Origin of the sequence: Mesorhizobium sp. DCY119, from assembly GCF_003590645.1 — a bacterium.
Lineage (GTDB): Bacteria > Pseudomonadota > Alphaproteobacteria > Rhizobiales > Rhizobiaceae > Mesorhizobium_M.
In genome coordinates, this window is sequence record NZ_CP031834.1 from 2,415,045 (window position 1) to 2,427,502 (window position 12,458).

Sequence of the window (12,458 nt, forward strand, 5' to 3'; positions counted from 1 at the left end):
CCGAAACTCCCTTTGATCTGTCAGTTATTCTTTGAAATCGAGGCGCGGCGTGACGCATGCGGCACGACACCGTCGACCATGATTTGAAGCCGAGCTTCGGAGCAGCGCTCCACGCGGGACTCGATCTCATAGACCTCGGCCAGCATCGTCGGTGTGACGATTTCGGCTGGCGGGCCGGCGCTATGCAGCGCGCCATGCGCCAGCACGATCATCTCGTCCGCCCATTGAGCTGCGAGCGCCAGATCGTGCAGCACCGCCACCACAATCCGGCCGGCGGCGGCATAATCCTTGACCATGCGCATAACGAAGAATTGCCGGGCCAGATCGAGCGCACTTGTGGGCTCATCCAGGAGCAGGACGGCCGGTTCGCAGGCGATAGCCTGTGCGAGGCTCGCCACCTGCTTTTGCCCGCCGGAAAGCATGTCGAGCCTTTGGGAGGCGAGATAGGAAACGCCGAGCCTTTCCAGGACGCCCAGCGCGCGCTCCTCGATGGGTTGACCGCCATCGCAGGCACCCGTCACCCTCAGTGCGGCGATTATCGTTTCGAGGACGCTCAGCGAAACATTGTCGGGCAGGCTTTGGGGCATGAAGCCGATCATTGTCGCGCGCGGGGCCGGCCGCATATCCATGAGGTCGATCTCGCCCAGCTTTATTTCACCGCGCGCGCTGATCAAATGCGCCATGGCGCGCAGGAGCGTGGACTTGCCTGCGGCATTCGGTCCGACGAGGGCGACGAGCCGTCCGGGTTTCAGCGGTGGCAGGCTGAGTCCTGCGATGACGTTCCGTGCGCCGTAGCCTGCATGAAGATCCCGCACGCTCAGAAAAGCGTTTTCCTTCGCCTTCATCGGCCTGCCCCATACTGGCGCAGCACAAGCACGAAGAATACGGGCAGGCCCACCAGCGCCGTCACGATCCCGATGGGTATCAGCACGCCGGACACGATCATCTTTGAGGCAAGGGAGGCCAGCAGCATGACCAGCGCGCCGACAGCCATACTGGCCGGCAGCAGGAAGCGGTGGTCCTCGCCAACCAGCATGCGCGCAATATGCGGCCCCACGAGCCCGACGAAGCCGATAATCCCCACAAAGGCTACGGCAGTCGCCGAAAGCAGGCTGATACGCAAAAGAGAGGTCAACCGCAGCCGGCCAATATCGACGCCGAGGCTTTGGGCACGTTCTTCGCCGAACCGCAGGACCGTGAGGCGCCAGGAAGCCGCGAATGAAAACGGAGCCGTTGCCGCCAGCACGATGAATACGATCAATGCGCTGTGGCTATCGGCGCGCGCGAGGCTGCCCATGCTCCAGAAAACGAGTTGCTGCAGCGCGTCCGCAGATGCCACGAATTGCAGGAGCGAAAGCAGCGCACCAGCAGAAAAGCCAAGCGCTATGCCGAAAAGGATCAGCGTTTGCGGGCCTGCGCCGCGTATCTTCGCCAGCACGTGGATCAAACCGAGCGAGGCGAGCGCGAACAGGAAGGCATTGGCCGAGATGGTCCAGCCTACGGGAACGAAGGGGAACGACAATCCAAGCACGATGGCAACCGCGGCTCCGAGCGCCGCGCAGGAGGAAACGCCCAGCGTGAACGGTTCTGCCAGCGGATTGCCCAGTATGGTCTGCATCTCCGCGCCTGCCAGCGCAAGGGCCGCGCCCACCAGAAGCGCCATCGCGCTCGTCGGTACACGAACCTGCCATACGATCACGTCGATGCGGCGGGCGACATCGCCAATGCCAAACAGCGCATTGAGCGTCTCCCGGACCCCAAGTCCGGAAGGCCCGACCACGAGGTCGGCAAAGAATGCGACCATGCAGATCGAGACGAGCAGCAGGGTGAGCAGGATGCGGCGGCGTCTCGTCCGGCGGTAATGCAGGATCGCGCTTTGATCAACTGTCGGGCTCATGGCTGTTGGCGGACCGTCTCGTCTTCGAGGCCGATCCAGAACGTGCCTTCGATCGGAACCGCCATGAACCGGCGGTTTATTTCGGCCAGCGTCTCTGCAGGATCGAGTTCGGCGAACAAATCCGGATGCGTCCATTTTGCAAAGCACTCGAGCATAAGCACGTTCAGTGCCGAGATCGAAAGCTGATGCGAGACGGCGAAGGCGCGTCCCTCGCGCACGGCGGTGAGTTCGCCCAGAAGGTGGCGGCCGACCACTGAGCGCAGCGAGGCGCGCGCCGCTTGAGCATCGATCCCGCCGCCGACCACAAGGCCGCCCTGTGCCGCCAGATGCGGCCCTCCCGTGCCGATATAGACTTGCGGATCCACGCCCAATACGTATTCGGCGCTCAGCTGGCCATCATATCCGGGCACCGTGTCGGCGCCGATGCTATGGCCGCCTGCAAGCTGCATAAATTGCGTCAGGCGGTTTTCCGCGCCGGGTGTCGCGCAGCAAAGCGCGCCTGCATGGGCATCGATGATCGCATTCGGGCGCTGCTCGACACCTTCGAGGCGCTCGGCCACGGCCTGGTAGCGCTTCATAACGAAATCGGCAAATTCGCCGGCCTGCACCTCCCGTCCGATCGCTTTGCCCAGAAGCCTGATCGAAAAGGATGTAGCTTCGGCAGGGTCTCGTGCGGCGTTCTCGGGCCCGTCCAGGAAGATGACGGGGACACCGGCTGCGTTCAACCTTCCGGTCACGCTTTCCCAACCAGGCTGCCAGAGGCTGACGACGAAGAGATCCGGGCGAGCACTCAATATCGTCTCGACGGAAACGTTGGCGGGAACGACGCCACCAACGACTGGAATATCGTCTATCGCCGGAAACCGCTTGCGGAACGCCTCATACATTCCGCGATCGACGCGCCGTGGCGTGGCCCAGCCAGCAAGTCTGGCCACTGGGTCGGGGTCGATCAGTGCGAGAGAGAGCAGCAACAGACTTTCATTGGTCACGATACGCGTCGCGGGTGCGGCAAGACGCACCTCACGGCCCGTAGCATCGGTCAGTACGATCTCGGCGCGCGCGTCGTGAAGGCCACCCCATGCTATCGCGAAGAGTGCAGCGAGAAGGACAAGGCAGTAACGGGCGAGGGCCGCTGAAAACCAGGCGGCCCCTTTCACGCTCAGGCGGTATGGATGCCTCACCATGTGTACTTCAGGTTGGCCGTAATCGCGCGTCCCGCCCCGTAATTACAGCTGCCGCCGGTGATGTTGAGGCAGTGCGAAACGTATTTCTCATCGAATAGATTGGTAACGTTGATCCTGAGTTTGGTGCCTTCGAGGTCCTTGCGAATGCCCCCGAAATCATACTCCGCACCAATATCGACCAGTGCGCGTGCCGGGATGCGCAACTGCTCCAGATAGGTAACGTCGGTCTGATAGGACGATGTCGCCCGCACGCCGGCGCTCAGCGACAGGCCCGGCACGCCGTCGGGGCTGTAGATCGCCCACAGGCTTGCCTGATGCTCGGGCAAGCGCAGCATTTCGCGTCCGACCGAAACCGGGTTGTTGGATTGCAGAACCTCGGAGTCAGAATAGGCGTAGGCTGCCATCAGGCTGATTTCCGGGGTCAGTTCATACTTGCCCTCGATCTCGATGCCGCGGACGCGCTGCTTTCCACCCTGCACATACTGGCTCGGCCGCGTCGGATTGGGATCGGTTGGGGCAGGCGTCAGCGCGTTCTCATGCGTCAACTGGAACAGCGACACCGTCACCAAGCCACGACCGCCGGCGGGCTCATATTTGACGCCGATCTCGAACTGATCAGCGGTCTGGGCCTCGAAGGGATTTCCAGACGGGTCGGTTCCCAGAAGAGGCAGGAATGAGGTCGAATAGCTCGCATAGGGAGCGAGACCGTTGTCGAACAGGTAGGTCAAGCCGGCGCGTCCGGTCAGCGCATTGTCGCTGGTCGTGACGGTCGGTGCATCGGTTATCCGATTGGTGGTATCGATATCCGACATGTCGGAGCGCAGGCCGAAGGTGCCGACCCAGCCGCCGTAGCGCACCTGGTCCTGTACATAGAGACCCACCTGATCCTGCTTTTGCAATGCTGACGCTGTCACAGGGGCTACGGGGATGGGCTGGCCATATATGGGATCGAGATAGTCAATCCCCGGCACCGAGACACCCCATCCGGTGTTGCCGAAGTTGGTGTCGGATATGCCGCGCACGTAATCCAGGCCGAACAGCACCGTATGGTCGAGCGCGCCGGTCTGGAACTTTGCCTCGGCCTGCGTGTCCACCGCGAAGGTCGAGGTCCAGTCGTCGGAGATGGCGGAAACCCTGTCCAGGTGGCTCGACGGCGCGCCCGAATAGGCGAATGCCGGATTGACCAGCACCAGATCCATATGCTGATCCGAACGCCCGTAACGCAGGTTTTGACGAACGGTCCAGGTCTCGTTGAAGGCGTGCTCGAATTCATAGCCGAGATGGAAATAGTCGCGTTCGAAGCCGCCCCAGTCCGGGTCGCCGAGGAATACATCACGCGGGATTTGCCCGGCCGGGTTGGGAAGCAGAGTTCCGATCGCAGGATAGAAGCGCGGGCTGAAAACCGGCCGGTCATGCTGGTAGTAGCCATACAGCGTCAGCGACGTTTGTGCCGTGGGGCTCCAGGTCAGGCTTGGCGCCAGCATCAGCTGCCGATCGCGCTCGTGGTCGATCTGGGTGTTCATGTTCTTCGCAAGCCCGGTCAATCGGTACGACCAATCACCGTCTTCCGTCAGCGGGCCGGTCATGTCGACCGCGCCCTGGATGCCGCCGAAGCCACTCGTTTGTAGGGAGACCTCGCGATAAGGTGTCGACTGAGGCCGCTTGCTGACCTGATTGACAAGGCCCCCGGGGACGGTGCGTCCGTAAAGCACGGAGGCCGGTCCTTTCAGCACTTCGACGCGTTCCAGCGCGTAGGAGTTTATGCTCGGCGTGGCGTAATTGTTCGGGTCGCCGGCGACAGCGAGCCCATCGAGCCACATCGTGCCATATGAGTTGAAACCTCTTATGTAGAGCCAGTCATAGCGCACGTCATAGCCATTCGGGTCGGCAAAGACACCGGGTGTGTAGCGCAGAGCCTCTGCAACCGTGTTGGCCCCCTGCGCATCCATCTGATCACGGGTAATCACGCTCACCGCCTGCGGCGTTTCGAGAATGGAGGTGTCCGTCTTGGAAGCGCTCTTGGCGCGTTTGGCGACTATTCCCGTGCCGGACCCGCCACCCTCAACGACAACCGTGTCGAGCGTCGTCACGCTGGAATCGGCCGTGCTGGCGGACGCTGCGTCGCCGCCTTGCTGGGCAGTGGCAGGCAACACGAATGTGCCACAAACACCGCAAATCACAGTGGATGCCAGCAACAGAGAGCGGCGTTTGGCTCCCATCGATGATTGCACTTGCAAGATATCCGTATCGCCCACGATCGTCCCTGTCCCAAACCAAGCCATGATAATACCCCATTAACTTGACAATAATAATCAAGTTAACCTAGTGAGTATGGCAACATGGCATTGCTGACAACGTCCGAACCTTTGTGCGGCGATCAAAAACATTTGCAGGCCAACAAAATTCGTCTCGGCGCCATCGCCGCGCTCACTCCGTAATCCGTGAGCAAGTACGATCGCCGAGAAAACTGGAAAGGCATTGCCGATGAGCTCGTTCTCTGGCGTGCGGGACGACAGCTTCGACCCCGGTGGCAACAAGCGCGTTCTCGTTCGCGATTTCATGCGACGTGATGGCGTCGTTGTAGACAGCACGGACGACCGGCTTTCGATGGAGGACACGCTGATCGAGGGCGAGTTCCTGCATCAGGAGCTGCGCCGCGGCCTGGTCCTGCATATCAGCGATGCCATCGAAGAACGCCCTTTCACCATCACATCGCGCCAGCGGCAGGAACTGTCCTGCATTTTCTTTCTCGACGGTGAGGTTGATCTCAAGATCGGTGACCGCCGCTTCCAGTTCAAAGGCGACCAGCGCAGCGCGATAAAAGGCGCAGCGATCATGAGCACCGGTTCCGAAAGCTTCGAGCGGGCTTCGATGGGTGGCCAGCATGTTCGCCATCTCGTCGTGTCTGCCACGCCGGACTGGCTCAATTTCGAAGGGCTGGAGGAAGTACGCGACAATCGGCTTGCCGCCAGCCTGCTCAAGGACAATCTCGCCGACCATCGCTGGACATTGACCCCCCGCGTCGTGGAATTGGTTCGGCAAATCGTCACGCCGTCGGTTTTCCTGCCTGAACTTCGCAATCTCTATCTGGAGGGGCGGGCGGTGGAGCTTGTTGCGGAAACCATCATGGCGGTCATGCATACCGACCGCCGCGCCACCGGCAGTAACATTCTTCAGCGTCACGAAATGACCCGCCTTCGACGCGCCAAGGATTTGATCGCAGCCAACCTGGCCGAGCCGCTGAATGTCGAAATGATCGCGCGTGAATCTGGGATTAGCGCTAGCGGCTTGCAGCGTCTGTTCCGCCGATCCGAAGGCCATAGCGTCTTCGAATATGTGCGCCGCCTGCGCCTGGAACTTGCATTTGCGGCTTTGCAGGACGGCGAGACGAGCATCCAGGATGCAAGTGCCATTGCCGGCTATTCAAGCCCGGCGAATTTCGCAACTGCTTTCAAGCGGCAGTTCGGCGTTACACCTCGAGAAGTCTTGACTGCCAGATAGGGCCAGGCGCGGGAGACCATTGGCAGAGGCGGTCCAGGCGAAGCGGCATGTCCATCAATCCTTGTGGCCTCGGAAGAGGGTTGATCTCACGACGGAAATATGCCAATAAGTGACCGACCGGTCGGTAAATAATGTTGTTCGATCCGGTTTGGGAGAGAGACCTGATGCCTGAGGCTTTCGTCTGCGATGCCGTGCGCACGCCTATTGGCCGCTATGGCGGTGCATTGTCGGGCGTTCGCGCGGACGATCTGGCTGCACTGCCGATCGCAGCGTTGATGCAGCGCAATGGCGCGGCGGATTGGTCTCAGGTGGACGACGTCATCTATGGCTGCGCCAACCAGGCCGGTGAGGACAACCGCAATGTTGCGCGCATGGCAGCACTGCTCTCGGGCTTGCCCGTCGAAGTGCCCGGCACGACGGTGAACCGTCTCTGCGGCTCCGGGCTTGATGCGGTTGGGCTGGCCGCGCGGTCGATCCGGGCCGGCGACTGCGATTTCATGATCGCGGGTGGTGTCGAGAGCATGTCGCGTGCGCCCTTCGTCATGCCGAAGGCAGACGCTGCCTTTTCGCGCTCGAATGCAGTCTACGATACGACCATCGGCTGGCGTTTCGTCAATCCGAGGATGAAGAAGACGTTCGGTATCGATTCCATGCCGGAGACCGCTGACAATGTCGCAGCCGACTTCGGCGTTTTGCGCGCAGATCAGGATGCCTTCGCGCTGCGCAGTCAGCAGCGCTGGGCGGCTGCGCAAGCTGCAAACAGTTTCGCCGACGAGATCGTGCCTGTGCCGGTGCCGCAGAAGAAGGGCGACCCGGTGCTTGTCGACCGCGACGAACATCCGAGGCCGGATGCCTCACTGGAACAACTCGCCAGGTTGAAGGGCGTCAATGGACCGGACCTCAGCGTCACCGCCGCCAACGCCTCCGGCGTGAATGACGGCGCGGCAGCGCTTGTCGTAGCCAGCGAACGCGCAGCCACAGCCAACGGCCTGACGCCGCGTGCCCGTGTGGTCGCAATGGCCGCCGCAGGCGTTGAACCCCGCATCATGGGTATCGGCCCGGTGCCTGCCGTGCGCAAGGTCTTGGCCCGCGCCGGCCTGGAGCTTGGCCAGATGGATGTGATCGAACTCAACGAGGCTTTCGCAGCCCAGGCGCTTGCGGTTCTGCGCGAACTCAGCCTGCCGGACGACGCTGCGCATGTGAACCCCAATGGCGGCGCCATCGCGCTTGGCCATCCGCTCGGCATGAGCGGCGCGCGGCTGGTCACCACCGCGACATGGCAGCTCCAGCGCAGCGGCGGGCGTTACGCGCTCTGCACGATGTGCGTGGGTGTCGGGCAGGGAATTGCATTGATCCTCGAGCGCGTCTGACGCGCGAACCGGAAGGAGACGACGCGATGTATGCACAGATGGTCAAGACGGATGCCGCCCGGGTGCGCAGCCTCGACGAGATGGAGCCGCAGGAGCGCGCCTTTCAGGAGCGCATCAATGACGGCCAGAAGATCGAGCCGAAGGAATGGATGCCGGAGGCCTATCGCAAGACGTTGATCCGCCAGATCAGCCAGCACGCCCATTCAGAGATCGTCGGCCAGTTGCCGGAGGGAAACTGGATCACGCGGGCGCCGACGCTGGAGCGCAAGGCCATCCTGCTCGCCAAGGTACAAGACGAGGCCGGTCACGGGCTCTATTTGTACTGTGCCGCGGAAACGCTCGGCATAAGCCGCGACGAGATGTACGAGCAGCTCCATTCGGGCAAAGCCAAATATTCCTCGATCTTCAACTATCCGACGCTGACTTGGGCCGACATCGGCGCGATCGGCTGGCTGGTGGATGGCGCGGCGATCATGAACCAGGTGCCGCTGCAGCGCTGCTCCTATGGCCCGTATGCCCGCGCTATGGTGCGCATCTGCAAGGAGGAGAGCTTCCACCAGCGTCAGGGCTTCGACATCATGACCGTGCTTTGCAAGGGCACGGAAGCGCAGAAGGCGATGGCGCAGGACGCACTGAACCGCTGGTGGTGGCCGTCACTGATGATGTTCGGGCCGTCCGACAGCGACTCGGTCCATTCGGCGCAATCCATGGCCTGGAACATCAAGCAGGATTCCAACGACGAGCTGCGCCAGAAATTCGTCGACCAGACCGCGCCGCAGGCGAAGTTCCTCGGTCTCGCCATTCCCGATCCGGAACTCAAATGGAACGAGGAGAAGGGTGGTCACGATTTCGGTGAGCCGGACTGGACCGAATTCTTCGAGGTGGTCGCCGGCAACGGTCCCTGCAATCGCGAGCGACTGGCCGCTCGCAATAGCGCCTGGGACGAGGGTGCCTGGTTCCGCGACGGCCTGACCGCCTACGCCGACAAGCAGGCGGCTCGGCGAAAAGAAGTCAGGATCGCGGCCGAATAGGACGCTAGCGAAAGCCTCAAGCGAGATCGAGTTGGGAGTAAACCAATGTCCAGCGAATGGCCCCTGTGGGAAGTTTTCATCCGCGGCCAGCATGGCCTTAACCACCGGCATGTCGGCAGCCTTCATGCACCCGATGCCGAGATGGCGATCAACAATGCGCGCGATGTCTACACACGCCGCAACGAGGGCGTGAGTATCTGGGTGGTGCGCTCGTCGGATGTCGTCGCCAGTGCACCGTCGGAAAAAGGCCCGCTGTTCGATCCGGCCAATTCCAAAGTCTACCGGCATCCCACCTTCTTCGACGTGCCGGACGAAGTGGGGCATATGTGATGTCGACCGCACCCGCTACATCATCGGCCGTCGCCGAATTTGCGCTCAGGATGGGCGACACCTGTCTCATCCTCGGCCACCGCAACTCGGAATGGTGCGGTCATTCGCCGGCTCTGGAGGAAGACATAGCGCTGGCCAACACCGCGCTCGACCTGATCGGCCAGACCCAACTCTGGCTCGGCCTTGCCAGCGAAGCCGAAGGTGGTGGGCGTTCACCTGACAACCTCGCCTTCCTGCGCGACGCTGCCGGCTATCGCAACCTTTTGCTGGTCGAGCAGCCGAGCGGCGATTTCGGCCGCACCGTCATGCGGCAGTATCTGTTCGACGCCTGGCACCTGCCTCTGCTGAAGGCATTGACCGGATCGAGCGACAAACGCGTCGCCGAGATCGCCGAGAAGGCGGCGAAGGAGGTGGCTTATCACCTGCAGCGCAGCGCCGATCTTGTGGTGCGTCTGGGCGATGGCACCAAGGAGAGCCGCGAGCGCATGCAGGCGGCGCTGGAGTTCCTCTGGCCCTATACGGGTGAAATGTTCACGGGTGACGTGGTGGACGACGAACTTGCCGCTGCAGGAATAGCGCCTTCGCCGGAGGAACTGCGCACGGCCTGGGAACAGCATGTCGCGCGCACCTTGGTCGACGCCACGCTGAAGCTGCCGGAAAAGGCTTACATGCAGAAGGGCGGCAAGCGAGGCGTCCATTCGGAGCATCTGGGCTTCATCCTGGCCGAAATGCAGTTCCTGCAGCGCGCCTATCCCGGCGCGAACTGGTAGGATCACCATGGACGCCACCCTGACGCTTCCAACAGTCGACCAGGTCTGGTCTTGGCTCGCTGCCATTCCTGATCCCGAGATCCCGGTCATATCGCTGACTGACCTCGGCATCATCCGACACGTAAGCTGGGCGGACGAAACGCTGGAAGTGACGGTAACACCGACCTATTCCGGCTGCCCGGCGACCGGCGTCATCAACTTCGAGATCGAACGGCACCTGCGCGAACACGGCGTCGAAAAACTGCGGCTCAAGCGTCAGCTGTCGCCTGCCTGGACGACAGCCTGGATCAGCGCCGATGGCCGCGAGAAACTGCGCGCCTATGGCATCGCGCCACCCGTCGAAGGCACGGCCGCCTGCGCCGGCGCGTTGATACCGTTCGACGTTGCCTGTCCGCGCTGCGGCTCCAAACAGACGGAGCGGATCAGCCAGTTCGGCTCGACGCCCTGCAAGGCGCATTTCCGCTGCACGGAGTGCCTTGAACCCTTCGATTACTTCAAGAGCCTCTGAGGACCCATGGCCCGCTTCTTTCCGCTCGAAGTTGCAGATGTTCGCCGCGAAACCCGCGATGCCGTGGTGGTGACGCTCGCCCCACGCGCCGAAGATTACGGCACCTTCGACTTCACGCAGGGCCAGTATCTCACTTTTCGCCGCGCCTTCGATGGCGAGGAACTGCGCCGTTCCTATTCCATCTGCGCCGGCAAGGACGAGGGTGTGCTCAAGGTTGGCATCAAGCGCGTCGATGGTGGTGCCTTCTCCACCTGGGCCAATGAAGAATTGCAACCCGGTGACGTGCTGGAAGCGATGGCGCCGATGGGTGCGTTCCATGTGCCGCTGGAGCCGGCGCGTGCCCGGCACTATCTCGGCTTTGCTGGCGGCAGCGGCATCACGCCGGTGCTTTCGCTGATCAAGACGACACTCGCCCGCGAGCCGAAATCGCATTTCACGCTGATCTACGGCAACCGTTCGAACAACACGATCATGTTCCGCGAGGAGCTGGAGGACATCAAGAACTCCAATCTTGGCCGTTTCAGCGTCATTCATGTTCTGGAGAGCGAGACGCATGACATCGACCTCTTTTCCGGCCGCATCGACGCCGACAAATGCGCAAGGCTGTTCAAAGGCTGGATCAATATCGCGGCCGTCGACATGGCCTTCATATGCGGGCCTGAGCCGATGATGCTGGCAATCGCAGCCTCGCTGCGCGAGCACGGGTTGCGCGACGACCAGATCAAGTTCGAATTGTTCGCTTCCGCGCCGCGCCGCGCCAAACAGGTCGCCAAGGTCGCCTCCGATGGCCAGAAGGCTGCGATGTGCACCGCGAGAATCACGCTCGACGGCTCTACCCGCGTGATCGAGATGGCCAAGAAGGGCGAGACCATCCTCGAAGCCGCGCTCGGCGCCAACCTCGACGCGCCCTTTGCCTGCAAGGCCGGCGTCTGCTCCACCTGCCGCGCCATGGTGCTGGAGGGCGAGGTCGAGATGGAAGCCAACCACGCGCTGGAGGATTACGAGGTTCGGCGCGGCTACGTGCTGACCTGCCAGTGCTACCCGCTGTCCGACCATGTGGTGGTGACCTATGACCAGTGACGAGACCATGCCGATTGCGGACTATCTCGCTCTGGGCGGCAAGCTGACGACGCCAGAGAATGCACCGCCGCGATATCGTGGCGAGTTGCTTCGCTTGATGGCGACCTTCGTCGACAGCGAGCTGGCGGGTGCGGCCGGTTTTGCCGACATCATCAACGATGGGCCCGGCATCAAGGAGCGCATCGCCGCCTCGCGCATCGTGCTGGAGAAGCTCGACCACGCCGAGCGCGTGCTGGCTATCATGGGCGAGTTCGGCGCTGACATTTCACGTTACGCCAATCATCATCCCTGGACCGAGCGTGTGGCGCGCGACAGCGATCTCGGCGCGGCGCGGCATGGTTCCGACATGCGGCTCGCCGTGCTGCACTATCCGCTGCAGGGCTGGGTCGATGCAGTGGCGATGAACGCGCTGATGGGCCATGCGGTGGTCCTGCAGCTCGGCGAATTCGCCCGCGTCTCCTACCAGCCGCTCGGCGAAATTTTCTTCGCCATCCTCCCGCGCGAGCGCCGGCACATGGAACTCGGGGTCGAAGGCCTGCGCAAGATTCTCGTCGATACGGCCAACCGTGCCGAGGTGAGCGGGTCTATCGCCTACTGGCGGCCGCGTGTCGCCGCCTCTTTCGGCAGCGGCACGTCGGGGCATTTCGAAACCCAGAAGAAGTTTGGCCTGCGCCACACCAGCAATGCCGATCTCGCTTCGGAATGGGAGCGCCAGGTGGATGCGCTGCTCGCCGAAATCGGCCTCGCATAAAATGGAAACTGCTCCCTTTCTGCGCGCCACTGAGAC

At 62.2% G+C, this 12,458-nt stretch carries 12 protein-coding genes; 8 read left to right on the plus strand and 4 right to left on the minus strand.

The genetic code is table 11. From position 1 onward, the window contains the following. Positions 1–20: 20 nt before the first annotated feature. Genes DZG07_RS11640 through DZG07_RS11655 form a run of 4 tightly spaced genes read right to left on the minus strand, consistent with a single transcriptional unit; the run spans position 21 to position 5,231 of the window. Positions 21–845 carry an ABC transporter ATP-binding protein gene (locus DZG07_RS11640; protein WP_119817173.1) on the minus strand — a complete coding sequence of 275 codons (825 nt, stop codon included), beginning with the start codon at positions 843–845 and terminating at the stop codon, positions 21–23. Continuing rightward, on the minus strand, positions 842–1,897 hold the full coding sequence (locus DZG07_RS11645) for an iron ABC transporter permease (protein ID WP_119817176.1): 1,056 nt from the start codon (positions 1,895–1,897) through the stop codon (positions 842–844). The genes DZG07_RS11640 and DZG07_RS11645 overlap by 4 nt, the downstream gene beginning before the upstream one ends. Next, entirely contained in the window at positions 1,894–3,081 is a 1,188-nt protein-coding gene (locus tag DZG07_RS11650) for an ABC transporter substrate-binding protein (RefSeq protein WP_119817179.1), read from the minus strand. The genes DZG07_RS11645 and DZG07_RS11650 overlap by 4 nt, the downstream gene beginning before the upstream one ends. Next, positions 3,075–5,231 carry a TonB-dependent siderophore receptor gene (locus tag DZG07_RS11655; protein WP_245429622.1) on the minus strand — a complete coding sequence of 719 codons (2,157 nt, stop codon included), beginning with the start codon at positions 5,229–5,231 and terminating at the stop codon, positions 3,075–3,077. The genes DZG07_RS11650 and DZG07_RS11655 overlap by 7 nt, the downstream gene beginning before the upstream one ends. 334 nt (positions 5,232–5,565) lie before the next feature. Here DZG07_RS11655 and DZG07_RS11660 point away from each other — a divergent pair, with 334 nt between their 5' ends. The 8 genes from DZG07_RS11660 to DZG07_RS11695 all read left to right on the plus strand — a co-directional run bounded on the left by DZG07_RS11660 (position 5,566) and on the right by DZG07_RS11695 (position 12,422). Further along, a complete protein-coding gene (locus tag DZG07_RS11660) occupies positions 5,566–6,582 on the plus strand; it encodes an AraC family transcriptional regulator (RefSeq protein WP_119817185.1) in 1,017 nt (338 codons plus the stop codon). A gap of 164 nt (positions 6,583–6,746) precedes the next feature. Further along, the gene (pcaF, locus tag DZG07_RS11665; protein ID WP_119821645.1) at positions 6,747–7,952 is read left to right on the plus strand and encodes a 3-oxoadipyl-CoA thiolase; all 1,206 of its coding nucleotides are present in this window, start codon (positions 6,747–6,749) and stop codon (positions 7,950–7,952) included. A 26-nt stretch (positions 7,953–7,978) separates the two neighbouring features. Beyond that, positions 7,979–8,983 (plus strand): 1,2-phenylacetyl-CoA epoxidase subunit PaaA, encoded by a 1,005-nt coding sequence (gene paaA, locus DZG07_RS11670; protein ID WP_091912489.1) that lies wholly within the window; start codon positions 7,979–7,981, stop codon positions 8,981–8,983. Between the two features lie 45 nt (positions 8,984–9,028). Beyond that, positions 9,029–9,313: a 1,2-phenylacetyl-CoA epoxidase subunit PaaB gene (paaB, locus tag DZG07_RS11675; RefSeq protein WP_091912491.1), complete on the plus strand. Its 285-nt coding sequence runs from the start codon at positions 9,029–9,031 to the stop codon at positions 9,311–9,313. Next, complete coding sequence (paaC, locus tag DZG07_RS11680; protein WP_119817188.1) at positions 9,313–10,083, plus strand: 1,2-phenylacetyl-CoA epoxidase subunit PaaC; 771 nt, start codon at positions 9,313–9,315, stop codon at positions 10,081–10,083. Before paaB ends, paaC begins: the two co-directional genes overlap by 1 nt. A gap of 7 nt (positions 10,084–10,090) precedes the next feature. Next, positions 10,091–10,591, plus strand: a complete 501-nt coding sequence (gene paaD, locus DZG07_RS11685; RefSeq protein WP_119817191.1) for a 1,2-phenylacetyl-CoA epoxidase subunit PaaD — start codon at positions 10,091–10,093, stop codon at positions 10,589–10,591. Between the two features lie 6 nt (positions 10,592–10,597). Beyond that, complete coding sequence (paaE, locus tag DZG07_RS11690) at positions 10,598–11,671, plus strand: 1,2-phenylacetyl-CoA epoxidase subunit PaaE (RefSeq protein WP_119817193.1); 1,074 nt, start codon at positions 10,598–10,600, stop codon at positions 11,669–11,671. Continuing rightward, positions 11,661–12,422 (plus strand): Phenylacetic acid catabolic protein, encoded by a 762-nt coding sequence (locus DZG07_RS11695; protein WP_119817196.1) that lies wholly within the window; start codon positions 11,661–11,663, stop codon positions 12,420–12,422. The genes paaE and DZG07_RS11695 overlap by 11 nt, the downstream gene beginning before the upstream one ends. Positions 12,423–12,458 lie beyond the last annotated feature (36 nt).